Annotated in this window: 27 protein-coding genes; 20 read left to right on the top strand and 7 right to left on the bottom strand. The window is 41.1% G+C overall.

The window, feature by feature from the left end:
* Positions 1 to 110 precede the first annotated feature (110 nt).
* The 8 genes from MHI16_RS11715 to MHI16_RS11680 all read left to right on the top strand — a co-directional run bounded on the left by MHI16_RS11715 (position 111) and on the right by MHI16_RS11680 (position 8,144).
* Complete coding sequence (locus tag MHI16_RS11715) at positions 111 to 749, top strand: helix-turn-helix transcriptional regulator (protein ID WP_024423017.1); 639 nt, start codon at positions 111 to 113, stop codon at positions 747 to 749.
* A gap of 25 nt (positions 750 to 774) precedes the next feature.
* Complete coding sequence (locus MHI16_RS11710; protein WP_008342399.1) at positions 775 to 1,596, top strand: pyruvate, water dikinase regulatory protein; 822 nt, start codon at positions 775 to 777, stop codon at positions 1,594 to 1,596.
* A 261-nt stretch (positions 1,597 to 1,857) separates the two neighbouring features.
* Positions 1,858 to 2,355, top strand: coding sequence for a YaiI/YqxD family protein (locus MHI16_RS11705; protein WP_058014651.1), 498 nt, complete (start codon positions 1,858 to 1,860; stop codon positions 2,353 to 2,355).
* 33 nt (positions 2,356 to 2,388) lie between these two features.
* Positions 2,389 to 4,218, top strand: coding sequence for a DNA primase (dnaG, locus tag MHI16_RS11700; protein WP_058014652.1), 1,830 nt, complete (start codon positions 2,389 to 2,391; stop codon positions 4,216 to 4,218).
* 201 nt (positions 4,219 to 4,419) lie between these two features.
* Positions 4,420 to 5,541 (top strand): RNA polymerase sigma factor RpoD, encoded by a 1,122-nt coding sequence (gene rpoD, locus MHI16_RS11695; RefSeq protein WP_008342392.1) that lies wholly within the window; start codon positions 4,420 to 4,422, stop codon positions 5,539 to 5,541.
* Between the two features lie 303 nt (positions 5,542 to 5,844).
* Positions 5,845 to 6,204, top strand: coding sequence for a cytochrome c550 (cccA, locus tag MHI16_RS11690; protein WP_058014653.1), 360 nt, complete (start codon positions 5,845 to 5,847; stop codon positions 6,202 to 6,204).
* 109 nt (positions 6,205 to 6,313) lie between these two features.
* Positions 6,314 to 7,030 (top strand): tRNA (adenine(22)-N(1))-methyltransferase TrmK, encoded by a 717-nt coding sequence (locus tag MHI16_RS11685; protein WP_058014654.1) that lies wholly within the window; start codon positions 6,314 to 6,316, stop codon positions 7,028 to 7,030.
* Positions 7,023 to 8,144 carry a Nif3-like dinuclear metal center hexameric protein gene (locus tag MHI16_RS11680; protein ID WP_058014655.1) on the top strand — a complete coding sequence of 374 codons (1,122 nt, stop codon included), beginning with the start codon at positions 7,023 to 7,025 and terminating at the stop codon, positions 8,142 to 8,144. The genes MHI16_RS11685 and MHI16_RS11680 overlap by 8 nt, the downstream gene beginning before the upstream one ends.
* A gap of 37 nt (positions 8,145 to 8,181) precedes the next feature.
* On the opposite strand, the gene MHI16_RS11675 is transcribed toward MHI16_RS11680, so the two are convergent.
* Complete coding sequence (locus MHI16_RS11675; protein ID WP_058014656.1) at positions 8,182 to 9,126, bottom strand: 4-hydroxy-3-methylbut-2-enyl diphosphate reductase; 945 nt, start codon at positions 9,124 to 9,126, stop codon at positions 8,182 to 8,184.
* Positions 9,127 to 9,284: 158 nt separating this feature from the next.
* A complete protein-coding gene (vrrA, locus tag MHI16_RS11670) occupies positions 9,285 to 9,983 on the bottom strand; it encodes a VrrA/YqfQ family protein (RefSeq protein ID WP_058014657.1) in 699 nt (232 codons plus the stop codon).
* Between the two features lie 155 nt (positions 9,984 to 10,138).
* Here vrrA and MHI16_RS11665 point away from each other — a divergent pair, with 155 nt between their 5' ends.
* Both MHI16_RS11665 and MHI16_RS11660 read left to right on the top strand, forming a co-directional pair.
* Positions 10,139 to 11,458: a DEAD/DEAH box helicase gene (locus MHI16_RS11665; RefSeq protein ID WP_058014658.1), complete on the top strand. Its 1,320-nt coding sequence runs from the start codon at positions 10,139 to 10,141 to the stop codon at positions 11,456 to 11,458.
* A 9-nt stretch (positions 11,459 to 11,467) separates the two neighbouring features.
* A complete protein-coding gene (locus MHI16_RS11660) occupies positions 11,468 to 12,361 on the top strand; it encodes a deoxyribonuclease IV (protein WP_058014659.1) in 894 nt (297 codons plus the stop codon).
* 47 nt (positions 12,362 to 12,408) lie between these two features.
* Here the strand turns inward: MHI16_RS11660 and MHI16_RS11655 are convergent, their stop codons facing one another.
* A complete protein-coding gene (locus MHI16_RS11655) occupies positions 12,409 to 12,663 on the bottom strand; it encodes a DUF2624 domain-containing protein (RefSeq protein WP_044139399.1) in 255 nt (84 codons plus the stop codon).
* 140 nt (positions 12,664 to 12,803) lie between these two features.
* On the opposite strand from MHI16_RS11655, the gene MHI16_RS11650 reads away from it, so the two are divergent.
* The 5 genes from MHI16_RS11650 (at position 12,804) to MHI16_RS11630 (ending at position 16,912) form a co-directional block, all read left to right on the top strand.
* Complete coding sequence (locus MHI16_RS11650) at positions 12,804 to 13,685, top strand: YitT family protein (RefSeq protein ID WP_058014660.1); 882 nt, start codon at positions 12,804 to 12,806, stop codon at positions 13,683 to 13,685.
* Between the two features lie 135 nt (positions 13,686 to 13,820).
* Positions 13,821 to 14,597 (top strand): metal ABC transporter ATP-binding protein, encoded by a 777-nt coding sequence (locus MHI16_RS11645; protein WP_058014661.1) that lies wholly within the window; start codon positions 13,821 to 13,823, stop codon positions 14,595 to 14,597.
* A complete protein-coding gene (locus tag MHI16_RS11640) occupies positions 14,597 to 15,457 on the top strand; it encodes a metal ABC transporter permease (RefSeq protein WP_003217436.1) in 861 nt (286 codons plus the stop codon). Before MHI16_RS11645 ends, MHI16_RS11640 begins: the two co-directional genes overlap by 1 nt.
* Positions 15,435 to 15,863, top strand: a complete 429-nt coding sequence (locus MHI16_RS11635; RefSeq protein ID WP_003217433.1) for a Fur family transcriptional regulator — start codon at positions 15,435 to 15,437, stop codon at positions 15,861 to 15,863. The genes MHI16_RS11640 and MHI16_RS11635 overlap by 23 nt, the downstream gene beginning before the upstream one ends.
* A gap of 131 nt (positions 15,864 to 15,994) precedes the next feature.
* On the top strand, positions 15,995 to 16,912 hold the full coding sequence (locus MHI16_RS11630; RefSeq protein ID WP_268466086.1) for an ROK family protein: 918 nt from the start codon (positions 15,995 to 15,997) through the stop codon (positions 16,910 to 16,912).
* Positions 16,913 to 16,930: 18 nt separating this feature from the next.
* On the opposite strand, the gene MHI16_RS11625 is transcribed toward MHI16_RS11630, so the two are convergent.
* Positions 16,931 to 17,509, bottom strand: coding sequence for a hypothetical protein (locus MHI16_RS11625; RefSeq protein WP_058014663.1), 579 nt, complete (start codon positions 17,507 to 17,509; stop codon positions 16,931 to 16,933).
* Between the two features lie 139 nt (positions 17,510 to 17,648).
* Between MHI16_RS11625 and MHI16_RS11620 the strand changes: the two genes are divergently transcribed.
* A complete protein-coding gene (locus MHI16_RS11620) occupies positions 17,649 to 18,011 on the top strand; it encodes a cell division protein CrgA (RefSeq protein WP_058014664.1) in 363 nt (120 codons plus the stop codon).
* Positions 18,012 to 18,054: 43 nt separating this feature from the next.
* Here the strand turns inward: MHI16_RS11620 and ispG are convergent, their stop codons facing one another.
* Both ispG and MHI16_RS11610 read right to left on the bottom strand, forming a co-directional pair.
* On the bottom strand, positions 18,055 to 19,167 hold the full coding sequence (ispG, locus tag MHI16_RS11615) for a flavodoxin-dependent (E)-4-hydroxy-3-methylbut-2-enyl-diphosphate synthase (RefSeq protein ID WP_003217392.1): 1,113 nt from the start codon (positions 19,165 to 19,167) through the stop codon (positions 18,055 to 18,057).
* Between the two features lie 105 nt (positions 19,168 to 19,272).
* Positions 19,273 to 19,575, bottom strand: coding sequence for a hypothetical protein (locus MHI16_RS11610; RefSeq protein WP_034661318.1), 303 nt, complete (start codon positions 19,573 to 19,575; stop codon positions 19,273 to 19,275).
* A 190-nt stretch (positions 19,576 to 19,765) separates the two neighbouring features.
* Here MHI16_RS11610 and MHI16_RS11605 point away from each other — a divergent pair, with 190 nt between their 5' ends.
* The gene (locus tag MHI16_RS11605) at positions 19,766 to 20,311 is read left to right on the top strand and encodes a GNAT family protein (RefSeq protein ID WP_058014665.1); all 546 of its coding nucleotides are present in this window, start codon (positions 19,766 to 19,768) and stop codon (positions 20,309 to 20,311) included.
* A 55-nt stretch (positions 20,312 to 20,366) separates the two neighbouring features.
* Here the strand turns inward: MHI16_RS11605 and MHI16_RS11600 are convergent, their stop codons facing one another.
* The gene (locus tag MHI16_RS11600; RefSeq protein WP_061408581.1) at positions 20,367 to 21,137 is read right to left on the bottom strand and encodes a DUF1189 domain-containing protein; all 771 of its coding nucleotides are present in this window, start codon (positions 21,135 to 21,137) and stop codon (positions 20,367 to 20,369) included.
* 143 nt (positions 21,138 to 21,280) lie between these two features.
* Between MHI16_RS11600 and MHI16_RS11595 the strand changes: the two genes are divergently transcribed.
* The 3 genes from MHI16_RS11595 to MHI16_RS11585 all read left to right on the top strand — a co-directional run bounded on the left by MHI16_RS11595 (position 21,281) and on the right by MHI16_RS11585 (position 23,971).
* A complete protein-coding gene (locus tag MHI16_RS11595; RefSeq protein WP_003217408.1) occupies positions 21,281 to 21,766 on the top strand; it encodes a DUF456 domain-containing protein in 486 nt (161 codons plus the stop codon).
* Positions 21,767 to 21,953: 187 nt separating this feature from the next.
* Positions 21,954 to 22,562, top strand: a complete 609-nt coding sequence (gene sodA, locus MHI16_RS11590; protein ID WP_003217313.1) for a superoxide dismutase SodA — start codon at positions 21,954 to 21,956, stop codon at positions 22,560 to 22,562.
* Positions 22,563 to 22,684: 122 nt separating this feature from the next.
* Positions 22,685 to 23,971, top strand: a complete 1,287-nt coding sequence (locus MHI16_RS11585) for an MFS transporter (RefSeq protein WP_058014667.1) — start codon at positions 22,685 to 22,687, stop codon at positions 23,969 to 23,971.
* The last annotated feature ends 3 nt before the right edge of the window (positions 23,972 to 23,974 follow it).

Below are 23,974 nucleotides of genomic sequence, written 5' to 3'. Positions count from 1 at the left end.
ACGGTTTTTGAGTGGATTTTTGTTTCATTCGGACAAAGATGCGCTATAATATGATGAGTTATGAAAATGATATACATAAAGTAAAGATTCGCTCTCTCTATTTAAAGGTGGTGAGTACAATCGAGTTAAATAAACGGCAAGAGCAGATTTTACAGATTGTCAAAGAGAATGGTCCGATCACTGGAGAGCATATCGCCGATCGGCTGAACTTAACGAGGGCGACCCTCAGACCGGATTTAGCCATATTAACGATGTCAGGCTTTTTAGAAGCAAGACCAAGGGTCGGCTACTTTTTCACAGGAAAAACAGGCACGCAGCTTTTAGCAGATAAGCTGAAAAAACTTCAAGTGAAAGATTTTCAATCCATTCCAGTGGTGATACATGAGAATGTTTCAGTTTATGATGCGATTTGTACGATGTTTTTAGAGGATGTGGGCACATTATTCGTTGTGGACGATCACTCTATTTTAACAGGGGTGTTGTCAAGGAAGGATCTCCTTCGCGCGAGTATTGGAAAACAGGAGCTTCCATCGATTCCTGTCCATATCATTATGACAAGAATGCCGAACATCACCGTTTGCCGCAAGGAAGATTTCATTATGGATGTGGCGAAGCACTTGATTGAAAAGCAGATAGACGCACTTCCTGTTATAAAAGATACGGATAAAGGCTTTGAAGTGGTCGGCAGAATTACAAAAACAAACATGACGAAAATACTTGTTAGCTTATCGGAGAACGAAATAATCTAATTACAGAAGACTGCGAGGGGATGTTATGAGTAATCGCGTAATTTTTGTGGTATCAGATTCAGTAGGAGAAACGGCAGAGCTCGTAGTCAAAGCGGCACTTAGCCAATTTGATGGCGGCTCATCAGACCATTCAAATATTAGAAGAATCCCATATGTAGAGGATGTCGGTACGATTAAAGAAGTCATTTCACTGGCGAAAGCAGATAACGGAATCGTCTGCTTTACTCTTGTTGTGCCAGAAATGCGCCAATTCTTAATCGAAGAGGCAGAAGCAAACGGAGTTGTTTATTATGACATCATTGGACCACTGATCGACAAAATGGAGACTGCTTATGGAAATGAAGCGAAACATGAGCCGGGGCGTGTACGTCAATTAGATGAGGACTATTTTAAGAAGGTTGAAGCCATTGAGTTCGCAGTGAAGTATGATGACGGCAGAGACCCAAGAGGCATTCTAAAGGCTGATATTGTGCTCATCGGTGTATCACGTACATCTAAGACACCACTATCTCAATACTTGGCGCATAAACGGCTGAAGGTAGCGAACGTTCCAATTGTTCCTGAAGTAGATCCGCCAGAGGAGTTATTTTCAGTTGATCCAAAGAAATGCATCGGTCTGAAAATCAGTCCAGACAAACTAAATCATATTCGTAAAGAGCGTTTGAAATCTCTAGGTTTAAATGATCGCGCCATTTATGCGAACATTGAACGGATTAAAGAAGAGCTAGAGTATTTTGAAAAAGTGGTGGACCGCATTAACTGTCAAGTTGTTGATGTATCGAATAAAGCAGTTGAAGAAACGGCAAATGTTATTCATCAAATGCTGACCAAAAGAGGTTCCGAATAAACTCAGGATGCTCCTCCTGGGTTTTTCCTATGGTGGGAAACGGGTAAACAAAAACAATGGCATATTTGCTGTATTTGTATTATAATAAAAAATTGTGATAAAATGATTAATTTTAGGTTTAAGTTAAGTCAAGAACGAATAAACTAATATTGGCAGAAGTCAAGTGATTCTGAACATAACTTTTCGACAAAATGAGTTGTACTGTTGTTAGCTATATGGGGGAAAAGTATGGTCTTTTTGCTTCTCTAAAGCAGGAATAAGGTGGAGGGATGGAGAATTAGTCACCTGAAACATAAACAAGAGAGGACGATTTATGTCGATGCAGATGCTTGTCCTGTAAAAGACGAAATCCTTTCTGTCGCATCTCAATTTCAAGTACCTGTGACGTTCATTGCTTCATATGAGCATTTTCAAACCAAAAGATCTCCACTTGAAGATTGGCGGTTTGTAGATACACATAAGGAAGCAGCGGATTTAGTCATTGCGAACTCAGCTGCCGCGCATGATATTGTCGTCACCCAAGACATTGGTCTTGCCTCCTTACTGCTTCCAAGACAGGTCATTGTCCTGTCTGAAAGAGGACGGATGTACACGAACGAAACAATTGATTTTGATTTGGAACGCAGGCATGTTTCCAGTAAACAGCGAAGAAAAGGTGTATACGGAAAAGGTCCCAAAAAGCTTTTAGAAGAGGATAAAAAGCGATTTATTGCGCAACTACAAAAAATCCTGTCGAATCATGAAGGATTTTTGAATTAAAAGGCGAATAATGTACGACGGAGTGTTATTAGGATGAGCAAACGTATACCAGATGAACTTTTGGAGCAAATCCAAAAAAACGCAGACATTGTCGAAGTGATTGGAGAATACGTACAGCTTAGAAAGCAAGGTCGAAATTACTTCGGTCTTTGTCCATTCCATGGTGAAAATACTCCTTCATTCTCTGTTTCAGCAGATAAGCAAATCTTCCATTGTTTTGGCTGTGGTGCAGGAGGTAATGTATTTTCGTTCCTCAGACAAATGGAAGGCTACTCATTTATTGAAGCCGTTTCACATGTTGCTGATAAGTACCATATTGATTTGCCTGATCATGTAGCAAATGCTCAGATCAGCTCCTCACAGCAAGAGGACACTGCAGATCATAAAATGATTGAAGCGCATGAGCTTCTTAAGAAATTTTACCACCATTTGCTGGTAAATACAAAGGAAGGTCAAAACGCTCTCGATTATTTACGGGCGAGAGGCTTTACAGATGAAACAATTGCCAAGTTTGAGATCGGATATGCTCTTGACTCTTGGGATTTTGTGACCAAGTTTTTAGAAAAACGAGGGTTTGATCCTGCGATGATGGAGAAGGCCGGTCTTTTGATTCAACGTGAAAACGGAACAGGCTTTTTTGACCGCTTTAGGGATCGTGTGATGTTTCCCATTCATGATCATCATGGGACAGTCGTCGCTTTTTCCGGAAGATCGCTTGGTGATCAGCAGCCTAAATATATGAATAGTCCTGAAACGCCACTTTTTCATAAAAGTAAGCTGCTTTATCACTTTCATGACGCGCGTATGCATATTCGAAAACGCGAACGAGCGGTTCTTTTCGAAGGATTTGCTGACGTCATCTCAGCTGTCACATCAGGTGTCGGCGAAAGTGTTGCAACAATGGGTACGTCTCTAACAGAAGAGCACGTAAAACTTCTCAGACGGAACGTAGAAGAGATCATTCTTTGCTATGACTCTGATACGGCCGGTTATGAAGCCACCATGAAAGCATCAGATTTGCTTGGAAAAAGAGGATGTAAAGTTCGCGTTGCCATGATACCAGATGGACTTGATCCAGATGATTACATTCGTAAATATGGCGGCGAGAAATTTAGGAATGACATCATAGATGCAAGTGTGACATTAATGACTTTTAAGATGAACTTTTTCCGTAGGGGAAAGAATTTATCTGATGAAGGAGACCGGCTTACTTATATGAAGCAGGTACTCCGAGAAATTAGCCGGTTAAACGGTTCCTTGGAACAAGAGATTTACATGAAACAGCTTGCTGGAGAGTTCTCGATCTCACTTGATTCATTAAAGGAACAACTGGACCTGTTTGAAAAACAGCAGCGTCAAGAAGCCAAAAGCACGCAGGAAGAAAGCGGGCTTGAAAAACGGCGTGCACATCTGTCAACACAGGTACGGAGAAAGCGTCTGCGGCCAGCGTATGAAAATGCAGAGCGAATGCTGCTTGCTCATATGGTAAAAAGCGATGACGTGATCCGCAAAGTACTGGACAGAGTAGGGATTGAATTTAATATAGATTCTCACAGGGCGCTGGCCACGTACATTTATGCTTTGTATGAAGAAGGCAAAGAACCAACGCCGCAGCACCTGATGAACCGTATAGAAGATGATGTCATCAATCAGCTTCTGACGGATATATTCATGATTCAAGTTGGAGACGAACTAAGTGAAGCTGAATTAAGTGATTATGTAAAGAAAGTGTTGAATCATCGGAATTTGTCAATGATAAAGGAAAAAGAACTAGAACGTGCAGAAGCGGAGAGGCAAAAAGATTTCTTCAAAGCGGCAACACTTGCAAAAGAAATTATTCAGTTGAACCGTTCGCTGAAGTAATACGTCTAATATTTATGACAAGACTTACGGCTGGCAATGAATCCTTTACGGGAGGAGCATAAGACCGCAAGCATCTTGCCTTCATCATTATTTATTTTATTCCTATTTGCTCATCTGTTTGATAAAGAGAGAAAAGCAGGGCGGAAGCAAATCGCAAGTTACTTTAGAATTCGTTGCAAGCTTTGGAAGGAGGGATCCATAATGGCTGATAAACAAGCCCACGAAACCGAAACTGAACTAACCTTTGAACAGGTGAGAGATAAGCTCACTGAAACGGGTAAAAAACGGGGCGTTTTAACATACGAAGAAATTGCAGAGCGTATGTCTAGCTTTGAAATTGAATCAGACCAAATGGATGAATACTATGAATACTTAGGCGAACAGGGTGTAGAGCTCATTAGTGAAAACGAAGAGACAGAAGACCCAAATGTTCAGCAGCTGGCTAAAGCGGAAGAAGAATTTGACCTGAATGATTTAAGCGTACCACCAGGTGTCAAAATTAATGATCCTGTTCGTATGTACTTAAAAGAAATCGGACGCGTCAATTTGTTATCTGCTAAAGAAGAAATTACGTATGCTCAAAAGATCGAAGAAGGCGATGAGGAATCAAAAAGAAGATTAGCGGAAGCGAACCTTCGTCTCGTTGTCAGCATCGCGAAACGCTACGTCGGTCGTGGTATGCTGTTCCTAGACTTGATTCAAGAAGGAAACATGGGTCTTATGAAGGCAGTTGAGAAGTTTGATTACCGAAAAGGATACAAATTCTCAACATATGCGACTTGGTGGATTAGACAGGCGATCACGCGTGCGATTGCCGATCAGGCAAGAACAATCAGGATCCCGGTTCATATGGTGGAAACCATTAATAAATTGATCCGTGTTCAAAGACAGCTTCTGCAAGACCTAGGCAGAGAACCAACGCCAGAGGAAATTGCTGAAGACATGGATTTAACGCCAGAAAAGGTTAGAGAAATTCTTAAAATTGCGCAAGAGCCTGTATCTTTAGAAACACCTATTGGTGAAGAAGATGACTCGCACCTTGGTGATTTTATTGAAGACCAAGAGGCGACATCTCCATCTGACCATGCTGCATACGAATTGTTAAAAGAGCAGCTTGAAGATGTATTAGACACACTAACGGACCGTGAAGAAAATGTACTAAGACTACGTTTCGGACTAGATGACGGAAGAACACGTACGTTAGAAGAGGTTGGAAAGGTGTTCGGCGTCACAAGAGAGCGTATCCGCCAAATTGAAGCGAAAGCTCTGCGTAAATTAAGACACCCAAGCAGAAGTAAACGATTAAAAGACTTCTTAGAGTAGAAACTGGACGGATCTTGAAAGAGATCCGTTCTTTCTTCATCAAAAATGAAAACGCTTTTTTCAATCTGATTATATTTTACTGAATAAATAATGAATTTGCAACGTTCTTAGAGAAAAGATGTATAAAAAATACATCAAAATGTGCTGAAGGCTTCATTTCTCATCTTTGCATCATTTTTGTCTAATCTGTGAACTTGACCAAAGTTTTGTATCATAATTCGTTTACTTTTTGTAAAATTAAAGTAGAATTAGAATTGTTTGTATAGTCTTAAAGGGGTTTTCACAAAGGGGAGGATGAAAGAAATGAAACGGAATCCACTTATACCATTCTTATTGATTGCCATTTTAGGTATTGGACTCACTTTTTTCTTATCAATGAAGGGGTTGAAAGATGAAGACAAAATCGCCTCTGGAGGCGAGGAGCAAAAGCAAGAAGAAACAGCAAATGCGACGCCGGAAGAATTGTATAAACAGAACTGTATTAGCTGTCATGGGGAAAACTATGAAGGCGGTGCTGGTCCTGCATTAAAAGGTGTTGGCGACAAGCTTGAAGTAGCAGACATCAAGAAGAAAATTCAAGAAGGCGGCAATGGGATGCCAGGCGGGCTGATCCCGAATGAAAAGCTTGATGAAATGTCAGAATGGGTATCCAAAATTAAATAATGTTACGCAAAAAGCTCTTTTTGATCAGAAGAGCTTTTTTCATTTGAAAACGACTTTTAATTTATATAAGATAGACAAGAATGAACATTAAAGAAAAGTAGTGATACGTATGAATGAAATGAATTTATCAAAACGATTAAAAAGAGTCGCAGACTTTTTACCACATGAGGCTGTCTTTGCTGATATCGGCTCAGATCATGCCTATTTGCCGTGTTATGCGATCCTGCATCAAAAAGCAGTAAAAGCGATTGCTGGTGAAATTACAGAAGGTCCGCTTCAATCAGCGAAGCAGCAAGTACATAGACTTGAATTAGATGACCAGATCTCGGTCAGAAAAGGAAATGGCCTTGAAGTCATTGAAAAGGGCGAAGTGAATGCTGTAACGATTGCAGGTATGGGCGGAGCACTCATCGCAAGCATTTTAAATGACGGCAAGCATAAGCTTACAGGCCTTGAAAGGCTCATTCTTCAGCCAAATATCCATGCTCATCACATTCGTTTATGGCTCTATCAAGAGGGGTATGAATTGATAGATGAAGTTATTTTAGAAGAGGATGGCAAAATATACGAAATCATCATCGCCGAAAAAGGCGACAAAGATAAAGCCTATGAAGGGATGTCAATTGAAACAGGCATGCTGGTTGGGCCGTTTCTTACGAAAGAGCAAAATGACGTCTTCCGGCGCAAGTGGATGCAAGAGCTTCAGCATATGGAGAAGATAGAAAGTCAAATCCAGCAGGCAGCGCAAACAGAAGAGAACAACGATCGCCTTGAAGAGCTGCATGTGAAAATAAAGATTCTAAAGGAGGTTTTGACTGTTGGCTAAAACAGTAAACGGACATGAAATCACCCAATTATTTGAACAATTTTCACCAAAGGCATATGCCATGGAAGGTGACAAAATTGGTCTTCAGATCGGGACATTAAATAAAAAAGTAACCAATGTTATGATCACTTTGGATGTATTAGAGAATGTAGTAGATGAGGCGATCGAGCGAAAAGTGGATCTCATTATTGCTCACCATCCGCCGATTTTTCGTCCATTAAAACATGTAGCGACAGATCAGCCGGCTGGACGGATCATTGAGAAATGCATCAAACATGATATTGCAGTATATGTGGCACATACGAATTTAGATGTGGCTGACGGAGGAGTTAATGATTTGCTTGCTGAGGCTCTAGAGCTTGAAGAAACAAGTGTGCTAGTGCCGACATATGAAGATCCAATCAAACAGCTTGCCCTCTATGTCCCGCAGGAATTTGAAGAAGCCATCCGTACGGCTTTAGGAAATGCGGGTGCCGGCCATATTGGCAACTATAGCCATTGTGTGTTTTCAAATGAAGGGACAGGCAGTTTTTTGCCATCAGAAGATGCGGATCCGTTTATTGGTGAGACCGGTCAATTGGAATTTGTGAAAGAAGTGCGGATTGAAACCATTTTCCCAGCAAGTATTGAAAAACAAGTCATTCGTGAAATGATCAAGGCACATCCTTATGAAGAAGTCGCCTATAGTGTACACACGACAGATCTTCCTCCTATTCAAAAAGGTCTTGGCCGTATAGGGGAGCTAAGAGAGCCAATGACCCTTGGAGACTTTACACGATTTGTGAAGACAAAGCTCGATGTAAATGGTGCTCGCTTTGTAGGTGATCAGGACGCTGTTGTGAAAAAAGTAGCTGTGCTTGGCGGAGACGGAAATAAATACATTCATCAAGCGAAAAGAATGGGTGCTGATGTGTATGTGACAGGGGATCTTTATTTCCATGTCGCCCATGATGCCATGATGCTCGGGCTGAATGTAGTGGACCCAGGGCATTATGCAGAAAAGATTATGAAAGAGGGCGTAAAGGCGAAGCTTCAATCCCTATGTTCAGATAAAAAGTATGATGTACAGCTCTTTGTTTCTGAATCGAACACAAATCCATTTCAATTTATGTAAATAAAAAACGTCAGAGCTTCTATGCTCTGACGTTTTTTTATTTCTTTGTTTTCACGCGCGGTAGTATTTTCGAAAGAGGAACCGACCGTTCAATCTTCCAAGTTGATTCATCATCCGGCTCGTAGTTTTCTAAGAAACGGATCACTTCCTTTGTAATAGGTGTCGGTGTAGAAGCGCCAGCAGTAATGGCAACGGTTTTGACGCCTTGCAGCCACTCCAGCTTGAGTTCACTTAGGTCGCCAATACGATAAGCCTGCGTTCCGGCAATCTCCATTGACACTTGTGCCAGACGGTTGGAGTTATTACTTTTTGGATCTCCGACAACAATGGTAAGGTCGGCTTGGCCAGCTTGCTGAGATACAGCTTCCTGACGTACTTGTGTCGCAAGACAAATTTCTTGGTGGTACTCGACGTGAGGATATTTCTCTTTTATGAGCTCCATCAGATCGTGGACATCCCACTGAGACATCGTTGTCTGATTGGTGATAAGCAATTTATCTGATGTTAAATCGAGCGCCTCAATGTCCGCTTCTGATTCGACAAGATGCACCTTGTCAGGGGCTACTCCGACAGCTCCCTCTGGCTCAGGATGACCTTTTTTTCCGATATAAATAATGTCATATCCATCGGCTGTTTTCTCTGAAATGAGTTCATGTGTTTTCGTTACATCGGGACAGGTTGCATCAATGGCGACAAGGCCTTTTTCTTCTGCAATTTGACGAACCTCAGGTGAAACGCCGTGAGCAGTGAAAATGACTGTTCCGCTTTCAACCTGCTTTAAAATGTCCAAGCGGTTTGGGCCGTCCAGTGTGTAGATCCCATCTTCTTCGAAGGCATCTGTCACGTGTTTGTTGTGCACAATCATACCTAATATATAAATTGGGCGTGGCAAGTTTTTATCAAGTGCGGCATTTTTAGCAATGACCATTGCATCTACAACGCCATAGCAATAGCCACGCGGCGAAATTTTAATTACATTCATTTATTCGTCCTCCTGTAGGGAAGTGCTGCTAGAGAAGAACAATATAAAAAGCCGTGAAAAAACGGCTTTTTATCATTCTCTAGCTTCCATTATAGCCAAAGTAAGCGTATATATCAAAGATTGTTATACGCAGGGAACATTTCGCCATTAAAAGATCACTAGACATATAGTTTTGGAACAGAGCTGCCAGGTCTTTTTTTCGGTTTCACTTCAGGAGCAGGTGATGTGTGAGGAGCTGTTTTTTTGACGAGGATGTCTTCTGGTTCTTCGGTTTCTTCTATTTCATCATCTCCTGATGCAACCTCTTTTTGCACTTCTGTTTCCTCGCCGATTTCTTTAGGTTCTTCATCTGTACTAGTTTCATCATCATCCGCACTGCCAAGCTGGCTATATAGCTTAATCATCGCAGGCAGATTTCTGACTAAAGGACCGTATTGCTGAATCATTGGCGTAAATTGCTGCGCCATACCGAGCACCTTTTGAACATTTCCCAACATGCTTGAGAGGGTTGCAGGATTTGCGAAGCTCTGGATTCCTTGTAAACCCGCACCACCTCCAGAGACTCCTGCTCCCCCTGCGCCAGGAAGAAATTTAGCGAGCATGCCTTTCATTCCTGCTCCGCCGCCTAGTGCACGGCTTTCGCCTCCTGGAATTCCGCCTATTCCGCGTACACCGCCTCCCTGTACAGACGGGGAGCGAGGCATCATTTGCTGAAATTGATTGCCTTGCCCTTGAAAAGGCTGTTCGATAGGAGCCTGCTGCCTCCTTTGAAAAATTCCGGGCTGTCCGCCATTTCCAAGATGCCGGCGTGAGGGACGGTGCGGCTGAAAATCGCCCATAGGCCTTTGCCCTAACATACTTGTACCTCCCTTACTGCATTCTCTTTCTCTTCATAGGTTATGCAACGAAGCATCAATTGGTTTCCTTTAAGAAAAGCGGACATGGTTTTTTTGCTGAAAATCAGCTATAATGAGGAGATGAGCAAAAAGGCATTGCCTTAAGGAGTGAAAACATGAACGAAACAAAATTTACGACATATGAATTAAAGTCTTTTATTATAGATGCTATTCATGAACTGGGCTTTTATGAGCCAACTGATATTCAAAAAAGAATCATCCCTGCTGTGTTAAAGGGAGAAAGCGTGATTGGTCAATCACAAACAGGAACAGGAAAAACCCACGCGTACTTATTGCCGCTTATTCATTCAATTGATCCAAGCAAAGAGCACGTACAAGTCGTGATTACTGCACCTACAAGAGAATTAGCTAATCAAATTTTCAAAGAAGCCCAAACGATTTTAAAAAATGCTTCTCCAGAAGAAGAGATTAAAGCGAAGCTTTACATTGGCGGAACGGACAAGCAAAAATCCATTCAAAAGCTAAAAAACCAGCCGCATTTGGTTGTCGGTACACCTGGACGTATTGCTGACCTCATTCATGAGCAGGCGCTGAACGTTTACAAAGCGACATCTCTTGTCATTGATGAAGCGGATTTAATGCTGGATATGGGATTTTTAGAAGATGTGGACCGTATTGGCTCACAAATGCCAGAACAGCTGCAAATGCTTGTGTTCTCAGCAACGATTCCAGAAAAACTAAAGCCGTTCCTGAAAAAATATATGGACAATCCCAAATATGCCCATGTTGAACCAAAACGAATTACAGCTGAAAACATTCAGCATATTTTAGTTCCATCTAAACAGCGTGACAAGCTGAAATTGCTTCATGAAATGGTGACGAATGTACAGCCTTATTTAGGCATCATTTTTGCCAATACAAAAACAACCGTTGATGAAATCGCATCATTCCTACAAGAAAAAGGAATGAAGGTTGGGGTGCTGCACGGCGGATTAACACCGCGCGAACGTAAAAAAGTGATGAAGCAAATTGATGATTTAGAGTTCACTTATATAGTGGCATCAGATCTTGCAGCCCGCGGAATCGACATCAAAGGCATCAGCCATGTGATCAACTATGAACTGCCATCTGATCTTGATTTTTATGTTCACCGTGTTGGGAGAACAGCTCGAGCTGGTTCATCTGGAATTGCGATGACGATTTATGAGCTTGCTGATGAGGATGCACTTATTCAGATCGAGAAAATGGGCGTTGTGTTTGAAAACAAAACCATTGTTCATGGCGAATGGCGAGATGCAGATGACCGCTTGAAGCGTCAAAGACGTAAAAAAGCACCTAATGAAATTGAAGAAAAAGCAAAGCGTCTTGTGAGAAAACCGAAAGCCGTCAAACCTGGATATAAAAAGAAAATGACACGTGAGATGGACAAAATCAAAAGACAGGAACGTAGAAAGTCAAAGCGTAATGGAAAGTAGGGGGAAACATTGTTGAAGATTGGTTCACATGTATCCATGAGCGGAAAACATATGCTTCTTGCAGCGAGTCAAGAGGCTGCCTCTTATGGTTCGAATACGTTTATGATTTATACAGGTGCACCACAAAATACGCGCCGTAAAAAAATTGAAGATCTCAATATTGAAGCTGGACAAGTGCATATGAAAGAGCATGGTATGACAGATATCGTCGTACATGCACCGTATATTATTAATATTGGGAATACCGTCAATCCAGCGACCTTTGAGCTTGGTGTGGACTTCCTTCGCTCTGAGATTGAACGTACAGAAGCGCTAGGTGCGAGGCAGATTGTTCTCCACCCAGGTGCACATGTCGGAGCAGGACCAGAAGCAGGAATCCAAAAAATCATTGAAGGTTTAAACGAAGTCATCGTAAAAGGGCAAAAGGTTCAAATTGCACTAGAAACAATGGCTGGCAAAGGTTCAGAGTGCGGAAGAAGCTTTGAAGAGCTTGCCCAAATTATCGACGGAGTGACACATAACGAAGCACTTTCTGTCTGCTTTGATACGTGTCACACACACGATGCTGGCTATCCGATTGTGACTGACTTTGATGGGGTGTTAGAAGAATTTGATCGAATCATTGGTATTGACCGAATCAAGGTTCTTCATATTAATGACAGTAAAAACGTACAAGGCGCAAGAAAAGACCGACATGAAAATATCGGCTTTGGTGAAATTGGCTTCGATGCACTGAACAACATTGTGCATCATCCGCAGCTTCAAGATGTGCCAAAAATCTTAGAAACGCCTTATGTAGGTGAAGATAAAAAGAACAAAAAACCACCTTACAAATTCGAAATTGCGATGCTAAAAGAAAAGCAATTTGACGAAGGCTTGCTAGATAAAATTAAAGATCAGTAAAAAGCATACAACATCATGAGGTGCCGCTAAATGCGGCCCTTTTTTTCTTAACTTGTAAACTGATTAAACAGATCATTGACAGTCTGAGCTGTCTGTTTAGATGTAATCGCTTCTACTTGCTTAAGAAGCCGGCTACGCTCTGCATCATTAAAAATATTGACGTTTTTCCCATTCATGAGTTTGGCCACCTCAGCAGCTTGGTTTGACGTTAAACTGACACCATACTGTTTCGCATACCTTAACAGATCATTTGCTGTGATCTGATTGAGCCGCTGCAGGACAATTTTTTGAATTAAAATCAATTCCATTCCTCCCCTCTGTAACAATGTATGGGCGAAAACGGAAAATGTGCAAAAAATTTTATTTTACCCTGTGAAATGATAAAATAGTAAAGTGAATAAAATGTTCATTGAAAATTTAACATGTGTAGAAGGGAGAACGTATGGCAAATAGTAAACAGCATAGAAAGGAATCAGTGCCTCATTTTATATTTAGAATTTTCCTAATTCTAGTAGGCGCTACATGCGCAGCAGTCAGCATTGAATTATTTTTAGTGCCAAACAATATTATCGATGGAGGCATCATCGGCATTTCGCTTATTTTGGATTATCTCTTTACAGATAACCCATTCATCAATTTTGCGACGATTGTTGTCATTTTAAATATTCCATTTATGATATCAGGATACAAACATATTGGGAAAACGTTCCTTATTTCCACTGTGATTGGGATTGTCAGCTTAGCCGTCATAGAATCTTCACTCCATCATGTAGAGGCATTTACCAATCAGCCGATCTTAGCTACTGTATTTGGCGGACTATTACTTGGTTTTGGTGTTGGACTTGTCATCCGTAATGGAGGCTCAATGGATGGAACAGAGATCTTAGGCATTCTGCTAACGAAAAAAATTCCTTTTTCCGTCGGTGAGTTTGTCATGATCGTCAATGTGTTCATTTTTATTTGGGCAGGCTTTGTTTTCGGACCAGAGCAGGCTATGTATTCTGTCATGACATATTATTTGGCAATGAAAACAATTGATGCTGTCATTCAAGGGCTTGATGAAACAAAAGCTGTCATTATCGTATCAGATTATTATGATGAAATTTCAGATGCGATTCTTCATCGACTTGGCAGGGGAACGACAAAGCTGAGAGGGAAAGGCGGTTATACAGATGAAGAAAAAGATGTCATCTACGCCGTTGTCACAAGACTTGAAATTACAAAGCTAAAATCCATTGTATTTGAAATTGATAGTCAAGCATTTATTACAATTATGGATACGCATGAAACAAAAGGCGGTAAGTTCAAAACAGCCATTCATTAGCTTTTATTTTACTTTTTAATCTTTCTTTTATATAATGAAATGTATGTATGGACAGAGAAAATGGCAAAAGCCATTTTCTTTTTGTTGTATAAATCGTAATCATTCTTTTTATATTGATTAAAGGTGGAAAGATTCATGGCAAAGCCAATTATTGAAATGAAGGACATTTCGTACTCGTATGGACAGCGAAATGTCATAGATCACATTCATTTAACAGTAGAGGAAGGGAACTTTCTAGCACTTGTTGGACCGAATGGATCTGGTAAAACAACTTTATTAAAATGCCTGCTTGGGCTCATTAAACCACAGCAAGGCGAATTAAAACTATTTGGCACGCCTGCTTCTAAATTTAGAGACTGGGATCAAATTGGATTTGTTTCTCAAAAGGCGAATAGTTTTAATACAGGTTTCCCTGCTTCTGTTTACGAAGTCGTCGCAAGTGGATTGACGGCGAAAATAGGATTATTTAAACGAATGAGCAAGCAGGACAAATGGCAAGTTGAGGATGCCATTCGCTCAGTTGGGATACAAGATTTGAAGCATCAAAACATTGGGGAACTTTCAGGCGGTCAGCAGCAGCGTGCTTTTATTGCACGTGCGCTCGTCAGTCAGCCGAAGCTGCTCATTTTAGATGAACCAACGGTTGGTGTAGACCAGCGGACAGTAGAAAGCTTTTATCAGCTGTTAGAAACATTGAACAAAGAAAAAAGAATGTCTTTAATTCTTGTCACACACGACGTGGGCACTGTTTCTGATAAAGTCACCCATGTGGCTTGCTTAAATCAGACACTTCATTTCCACGGAGATGCAGAAACGTTTGATTCAATGGATGATCAAGCGTTATCCCAATTTTACGGACATGACATTCAAGTGATTCATCACGATCATCACCATCATGGGGGACATGAATAATGCTATTTCCATTTTTTCATTATGAATTTTTACAAAATGCGTTTATCGCAGGAATGCTGATCGGTTTTATTGCGCCCTTGCTTGGTGTATTTATCGTCGTGAGAAGGCTCTCGCTGATTGCAGATGCCCTCAGTCACGTATCACTTGCCGGTATTGCAGCTAGTTTATTCCTTGATAAAAAGTTTGGCCTCCTGACAGGGGTGAGCCCGCTGTACTTAGGGATGGCGTTTTCTGTTGCCGGTTCGTTATTTATTGAACGCCTGCGTTCTGTGTATAAGCATTATCAGGAGCTGGCGATACCTATTATTTTATCAGGCGGTATTGGGATTTCCGTCATCTTCATTTCACTAGCGAATGGCTTTAATACAGATTTGTTTAGTTATTTGTTCGGAAGTGTCAGTGCGGTGTCGAGATTAGATCTTTGGATTGTTGTTGGGATCTCACTCGTTGTTGTGTTAGTTGTCGTGCTTTTATATAAAGAATTATTTTTACTTTCTTTTGATGAAGAGCATGCAAAGGCTTCTGGTATTTCAGCGAAATGGATTCATTTTATTTTTATCTTAGTTGTCGCACTTGTCATTGCGGCGTCGATGCGTATCGTAGGTACACTGCTTGTCTCTGCGCTCATGACACTTCCTGTTGCGGCAAGTATCCGCATTGCCAAAGGATTCAAACAGGCGATTTTCCTTTCAATCTTGTTCGGTGAATTGTCTGTATTGGCGGGATTGATCTTAAGCTATTATCTAGATTTAGCACCAGGCGGAACCATTGTGATGCTGTCCATTTTGATTTTAATCGGATGTATTTTTATTGGAAAATTCAAAAGGGGGAATCATCATGAACGTACAAGAAGCGCTTGATTTATTAAAGGAAAAAGGCTACAAGTATACAAGCAAACGTGAAGACATGCTTCAACTGTTTTCTGATTCTGATAAATATTTGACTGCTAAAAATGTGCTGACGGCACTAAGTGAAGACTACCCAGGTCTTAGCTTTGATACGATTTATCGTAACCTGTCGCTATATGAAGACTTAGGTATATTAGAAACAACGGAATTGTCAGGGGAGAAGCTTTTTCGTTTTAAATGCTCATTTTCTCATCACCACCATCATTTTATTTGTCTGACATGTGGTAAAACAAAGGAGATCGATGCCTGCCCTATGGACAAGTTAGACGCCGATCTAGAGGATTATCACATTAGCGGACATAAATTCGAAATATACGGAACATGTCCTTCCTGCGAACCGAAGGAAGTTCATTCATAAAACAGCCAGCCGCAAAGCTGGCTGTTTCTTTTATCTTTTTGAAAACGTTTTACAAAGGGCGGCTGTTTCATTAAAATGAGAACAAGGTACTGAAGTAATTTGTGTCTTTTGGGGTAAAGGGAGGGTCAAAAATGGCGTATTATGTCGTGTTTGATGTAGGCGGGACGAGAACAAAACATGGTTTAATGGATCAGGATGGGGAACTTGTCACGAGCGGTGACTATGAAACGAACTGCCGGCAGCTTGAACCGTTTTTAGAAGCGATGGCGGATGTGGTCAAGCAATATCAGAGAACGTCGGATGTCAGCGGAATCGCGATTAGTCTTCCAGGCTTTGTGGACAGTGAAACAGGTTATACAGAATTTGCAGGAGCCATCATCGCCTTAAATGGTCAAAATGTAAAAACACTTTTAGAAGAGAAAACATCGCTTCGTGTGGAAGTGGAAAATGATGCGAACTGTGCAGCTCTTGCAGAAAAATATAGTGGTCATGCAAAAGAGTGTGACAGCTTTATTTGTATGACGCTTGGCACAGGTGTTGGGGGTGGTATTTTCGCTGGCGGTCAGCTTGTGCGCGGGGCTTCCTTTCGCGGCGGTGAATTTGGCATGATGCTGACAGAGACAGAAAATGGACAATTCACAACACTCAACAGCAGTGCTTCAACAGCTGGTTTAATTCGCAGCTATAAAGAAAAGCAAGGAATTCCGCAAAGTACGCAAATAGACGGTCAAGACATATTTGAAAAAGCAAAGCATGATCCGTCCATTGAAAAGCTGGTGGATCAGTGGTACAAGCGAATCGCCATTGGCATTTACAATGTAGCAACTGTCCTTAATCCAGAGAAAATTCTCATTGGCGGGGGCGTTAGTGCCAGACCAGATTTGCTATCAAACATTGAGAAACATTTACATACACTGCATGCGTGGAAGAACATTCAGGTGAAGCTGGAAACGTGCTACTACTTGAATCAGGCAGGCATGAAGGGAGCACTGTACCATTTTCTCATGAAAGAAGGGCAGTTTGTTCCATCAAAAAAGCCGATACATTAGAGTATCGGCTTTTCTGTATTAATAAGCAGTTTCCAAACGCTGCTCGTATTGTTTAATCCAGTGAGACGCTTCCTGCCAGTTGTTGACGCGTATAATCCTGTCATCAATAGGCATTTGATTATATGGGGAGTTAAAAAGAATAACCGGGATGTCAGCCTCTTTTGCAATCATGGTGGCATTCCCATGATGATCCTCGAAAAACACATCAATCTTGTGCTTTTGAACAGCTTCGAGCTTATGATGACCGCCAACCAGCTCAATGTCATCATAGTGCACGTGATGTTTGTGAAACCACTCGTAGGTGATATCCGCATGATGCTGCCTTCTTGCTGTAATATAGATCAGCCTATGTTGATGTTTCAATTGATCAAGAATCTCTTTTGCATCCTTAGCAGGCTGTGCCTGTTTATATATAAGAGGCTCGTGCTGATTCATCCAGCCCCAAAACTCTTCTTGAGAAATATTTAAAAGCTTCGTCAAATCATATTCTGTCATATCATCTAGTGTCATGGCACATTGGAACGACTCATTTAAATAGGGAACAAAGGTGTCCTGTGCCGTCACTGTGCCATCTATATCAATTCCTAAACGTAACATGCCCACACTCCTCATTTTTATACTCTTAAAGTGTAACATAATCAATTCACAATTCCAGCAAGTTTTAGCAAACATGAAACAGACATTTTTGCTCATACTAAAAAAGCTCCTTTCTATTAACCAAAAGGGGGAATTGATCATGGAAAGAGACGAAGATTTCAGAAGAGATGATCGTGAAATCGATACACACTTTAGTAATGATGATGGCTATCTAGAGGAAACAGCTGCTGAAATTGCAGAGCCATATCAGGCTTCAAGAGATCGAGTAGACAGACGAGAACGCGACCAAGTAGGTGACGATTCAGGCAGTAAGGGGATAGGCTATACAGCACTCGCGATTGCGATTATCTCGTTATTTGTCTTGCCGGTGCTATTAGGAGTAGCGGCAATCGTCGTTGGTTATATTGCAAGAAGAAAAGGAGCACATGCGCTTGGCGCATGGTCAATCGGGATCGGAATTGTTTCCGTCATCCTTGGCATTTTTATCACCCCGTTCTTTTAACAAGAACAGAAAAACGCCTGACAGTGACGTCAGGCGTTTTTTGTTATGCATTGGCTTTTGCTTTTTCAGCTTCCATTTTTGCATAATGCTCTTCAGCAATTTTATCGATTTCTTTTTTCAGTTCTTCGACCATTGTTTCTTCGGGCACTTTACGAACAATTTCACCTTTACGGAACAATAGGCCTTCGCCTCTAGCGCCGGCAATTCCGATATCAGCTTCACGCGCTTCACCTGGACCATTTACAGCACAGCCAAGAACAGCTACTTTAATCGGTGCTTTAATCGTGGAGATATATTCCTCAACTTCATTTGCAATGCTAATGAGGTCAATTTCGATTCGGCCACAAGTTGGGCAAGAGATCAGTGTTGCTGCATTTGCTGCAAGACCAAATGATTTCAACAGTTCACGTGCTACTTTTACTTCCTCAACTGGATCAGCACTTAATGAGATGCGGAGTGTGTTCCCAATTCCCATATTCAAGATAGCGCCGAGGCCAGCTGCACTTTTGACCGTACCTGCAAATAATGTACCTGATTCCGTAATCCCAAGGTGAAGAGGGTAGTCAAATGCTTTTGCAGCTTTTTCGTACGCCTCAATCGCTAGGTTGACATCAGATGCTTTCATGCTGACGATGATATCATGAAAATCTAGATCTTCTAGAATTTTAATGTGGTGCAGTGCACTTTCGACCATACCATCTGCTGTTGGATAGCCATATTTATCAAGAATTTTTTTCTCTAATGAACCAGCGTTTACCCCAATACGGATTGGAATGCCTTTTTCTTTTGCTGCTTTCACAACCGCTTCGACTTTTTCTCGTCTTCCGATGTTTCCTGGGTTGATTCGAATTTTGTCTGCACCTGCTTCAATCGCTTTCAGTGCAAGCTTGTAGTCAAAATGAATATCGACAACTAGCGGGATGTTGATCTGTTTTTTTATGTCTGCAATCGCATTTGCTGCACGCTCGTCTGGGCATGCGACACGCACGATTTGACAGCCTGCTTCTTCAAGACGCTTAATTTCAGCTACTGTCGCTTCGACATCATGTGTTTTGGTTGTTGCCATACTTTGAATGACAACCTCATTATTTCCACCTATAGTTAAAGGTCCCACTTTGACGGGACGCGTTTTAGTACGATGTGTGACTTCACTCACTTGTCAATCGCTCCTTAGTGTACAAGCAATCATTTGCCATGTACGTCTTGTTTTACAGTTCATATTGTAACAGTCTCTTTGTATGAATGACAAGGAATTAACGTTTTATCTCTTATAGACCGGAAACTTATATGTGCTGCCTGCCCGAATTTCGTTTGCTTTGACGCCTTGATTCAGCTCTTCAAAATCTTCAATGACTTCATCAAGAGGCTTACTTGTATGGACGATAGAGACGACGGTTTCACCTTGTTTCACCGTGACCTTCTTATATGCTTTTTTCTCAGGTGTTTGAAAGGCATTGGCAGGAACAGCTGGACCTTCTTCAACGGGGATGGTGCCATTTTTTAAATCAAAAAAGATAATAAAGAGGACAAACAAACTGATTAGCAAAAAAATAATACGCCGCATTTCACTCACCGCTTTTAAGAGTTTACTTCAGTCTATGCATGTCCCGAAATGATAGAACCAACATGAGGAAAAAAGCTGGAAAGGGAGGTTCTAGTTCGTTCTAGTGAGTCTTGCATTGAATTTACACTCGGCGGTGCTTTTTCAAGCTTCTGTCACGATTATGATAAAATAAAAGCAGGGGGGAGAGTTTATGAAGAAAATCAGTCAGCAAATCTATGTGAGAGCGCTAGCAGAAGAAGATGCACAATCACTACTTACACTTGAGCTTGAGAATCGCTCCTATTTTCAGCAATTTACACCTTTGGTCAAAGATGATTTTTTCACGTTACCTCGTCAAATTGAACGAATTCAGCGCAGTGTGAAAAAATGCGCACAGGATGAAGCCTACATGCACGGTATTTTCTTAAATGAAACAGATGCCTTAATTGGGACAATCTCATTAAGTTCTGTTGAAAGAGGTCCGATAGAAGGAGCTTGGCTAGGGTATGTACTTGATGAAAAGCATGGCGGGAAAGGGTATATGACAGAAGCCATTCGGTTAATCATCGATTATGCCTTTGAAGAGCTGCACCTGCATCGTATTGAAGCTGGAGTAAAGCCGAGTAATATAGGTTCCATTCGTGTGCTTGAAAAGTCAGGTTTTGAAAATGAGGGACTTAATCGTAAAAAAGTAAAGATTAATGACGTATGGGAAGATCATTATTTGTTTGCGATCATTCATCCGGATGAATCATAGGGCATGCACATACATAAAAAGCTCCTCCAAGTTGGGGGAGCTTTCGTATACTAAATTAATTTTTGGCAAGTGGTTTATGTTTAGCGGGTATTTCCTTTACGACAAGGTATAAGAAGATAAAGTTAATGACCCAATTTAATAAAAATGAATTCGCAACAGGTGTGTTTAATGCACTCATGATGGCGAAAAAGACGGTTGTTAATGTGAGTGAGTAAGCAGAGAGCTTCCATAGCATTTGGAAGGACAGCTCTTTTTGCTGCATGCGTTTAATAAATGTACCGAGCATCGCAAGGAAAGTTGCGCTAATGAACATGAGAGCCGCAGTTGATAGATATAGCAGCACGCAGATAACTGGGATAATAATCGCTTGATTCTGATTTGTAACGCGGGCAAGTTCGTCTTTTGTCAGCGTCCCACCAAGCAGCTGATACGGGATATCTGTCATTTGCCCATCAATGGCAATCACTGCTTTTTCTTTTAATAATGCGATGGCTGTTTGCTTTGATTCAAGCTCACTTGCTTTTATTTTTTCAGCTGGATCAAAAATGATCGTAATGCCGTTTTCTTCTTTTTCTATCGGTTCACTTTGATCCGCTTGAAGCTTTCCTTTTTCGATTGAGAAATCAGGTAAATCTTTTTTGATCACATGCTGAAATCCTGACATCGCATTCGAGATCTCTTGACTCATGTGGTAACCCTGAGGAACTGCTGCGATAATCGAAAGGATAAAAATGAATAAAATCGCTTTGCCAATCCCTGTAAACCGTGCTTTAGCAATATCTTTTGGTGAATAAATGCCTTTTAACAAAAGTTTAAATACGTTCAATCAATTCACTTCCTACATTCTTTTCTATTTCTCATATTGTATCAATGTCTATCTAACAAGTACAAGTATGGCCTTCATTGCTGGTTAAGATAGAGGGAATGAGGCATAATGTATACAGCAAATAAAAAGGAGGCGGCTGTGACTTGGATGTGTTGTATTGGATTCTCATTATTTGTGCATTTATCATTGCATTTGTTGGACTTGTTTATCCAATTATCCCTAGCGTGGTTTTTATGGTTCTCGGATTTATTCTATATGGTTTCTTTTTCAGCTTCGAGCCGCTGACACTGACGTTTTGGCTCATTCAAGCCGTATTTACCGCAGTATTATTTGCGGCAGATTATGTCTCGAATCTTATTGGGGTCAAGCGTTTTGGCGGCAGCCGTGCAGCTATTTGGGGAAGCACCATCGGGTTATTAGTCGGTCCTTTTGTCATTCCGATTGCAGGAATTATCATTGGTCCATTTATCGGAAGTGTTATTGCAGAGCTCCTTGTTCATCAAAAAGATGTGAAGACAAGTGTGAAAGTAGGATTAGGCTCATTAATCGGATTTATATCAGGTGTATTTGCCAAAGGATTGATCCAAGCGCTGATGCTGGGCATCTTTTTATTTTATGTCCTTCGATAAATAGAAAAAGGGCGTTTAAAACTTTTTCTAAAGGGCTAAATACAAAATAAACACTGAAATGTTTCAGATCATGAGCAATAACGTTGAAACAAGCCAATTCTTTTGATACTCTTTGAGTAGGGTGAATTGCTTGCTTATGAATTAAGGAAGCATTTCAGTACATACATTTCTAAGGAGGAATTTAACCATGGCTTTTAAACTTCCAGAATTACCATATGCTTACGATGCATTAGAACCACATATCGACAAGGAAACAATGACGATTCACCACACAAAACACCACAACACATACGTAACAAACTTAAACAAAGCAATCGAAGGTGTATCAGCTCTTGAAGATCAATCAATCGAAGAGCTAGTGGCTAACCTAAACTCTGTACCTGAAAACGTTCGTACAGCTGTACGTAACAATGGCGGAGGACATGCTAACCACTCATTATTCTGGACGCTTCTTTCACCAAACGGTGGCGGTGCACCAACTGGTGAACTTGCAGATGCAATCGAAAAAGAATTAGGCGGATTTGAAAAATTCAAATCTGATTTCGCTGCAGCAGCTGCAGGACGCTTTGGTTCTGGTTGGGCATGGCTTGTTGTGAACAATGGCAAACTTGAAATCACAAGCACACCAAACCAAGATTCTCCTTTAACTGAAGGAAAAACACCAATTCTAGGACTTGACGTTTGGGAGCATGCTTACTACCTAAACTACCAAAACCGTCGTCCTGATTACATTTCAGCTTTCTGGAATGTTGTGAACTGGGATGAAGTAGCTCGCCTTTACAGCGAAGCTAAATAAATCATTTGACTTGAAAAGACCTGCTCTTTAGAGAAGCAGGTCTTTTTATATTTTCCCTCCTTTTTTTACATATCTGCCTTTTGATGAGACAGACTATTGTGTAGAAAAGGAGAATGAAATATATGAGCAGATTAAAGAAAATGTTCGGGGACATGGATGTTACAAGAGATTTAATGCTCCTCCTCACGATTGGCGGATTATATGCACTTGCCATTGCGCTTTCAAATACGTTTGTAAACGTGTATTTATGGAAACAGTCTGGGAAATTTACGGATCTTGCGATTTACAATCTGGCTATTGTTGTGCTTCAGCCCATTACATTTTTATTCGCAGGCCGGCTCGCTAAAAAAATAGACCGGGCGTTTGTTCTTCGTTTCGGCGTTATCTTCTTAGCCGCTTTTTACTTAATTGTCTTAATAGCAGGAGAACAAGCGGCCGCGCGGCTTGTTTTATTAGGGAGTGTCCTTGGGATCGGTTATGGTTTTTACTGGCTTGCTTTTAACGTACTTACCTTTGAGATCACCGAGCCTGAAACAAGAGATTTCTTTAATGGGTTTCTCGGTGTGCTGTCATCTACAGCTGGCATGATCGGTCCTCTTATTGCAGGGATTGTCATATCTCAATTAACGGATGATACAGGCTATACGGTGATTTTCACGTTATCGCTTTTTTTGTTCTCACTTGCGGTTGTAATGAGCTTTTTCCTCAAGAGAAGGCAGTCCAAAGGGAAATTTATCATCAAGCAAATATGGAAAGAACGCCATGCCGACGAGAATTGGCGTAAGATTACAACAGCTCACTTTTTTCAAGGGCTTCGTGAAGGGGTCTTTGTCTTCTTAATTAGTGTCTTTGTGTTTATCGCAACAAACAGTGAGCTTGCTCTCGGGACATTTGGTTTAGTGAACTCAGGTGTTGCCTTTTTCGCTTATTTTTTCGCTACACGTTTGATTAAGAAAAAGTGGCGTAAGAAAGCCATCATGCTTGGCGGGCTGATTTTATACGGCGCCTTGTTCTTAATCGTCTTTCACTTGTCCTATGTATCGCTTCTCATGTATGCGGTAGCCATCGCGATAGGATATCCGCTTCTGCTTGTTCCATATGTATCCTTAACATACGATGTCATCGGCCATGCAAGGTATGCAAGGAAGGCCCGAATTGAATATATTGTGGTCAGAGAGCTGTTTTTAAATGCAGGCCGTATTTGTTCTATTGTGTTGTTCCTTCTGTCTGTCACTTTACTTGGTGATGAGCTCGGGATACCTGCATCTCTTGTTGTGCTTGGAGCGGGGCATACCCTCATTTATTTCTTTGTAAAAGATATTCATTTGAAAGAAAAAACTGCTGATATGAAAGAGGCAGACGGTCAAAAGCCAGTTTCTCAGACGAACCTTATTAAGGGAGAAAGGTAAAAT

The organism is Bacillus sp. FSL K6-0923 (genome assembly GCF_038630825.1).
GTDB lineage: Bacteria > Bacillota > Bacilli > Bacillales > Bacillaceae > Bacillus > Bacillus pumilus.
The sequence above is the reverse complement of the archived record's forward strand: the minus strand, read 5'-3'. Positions and strand labels throughout refer to the sequence as shown.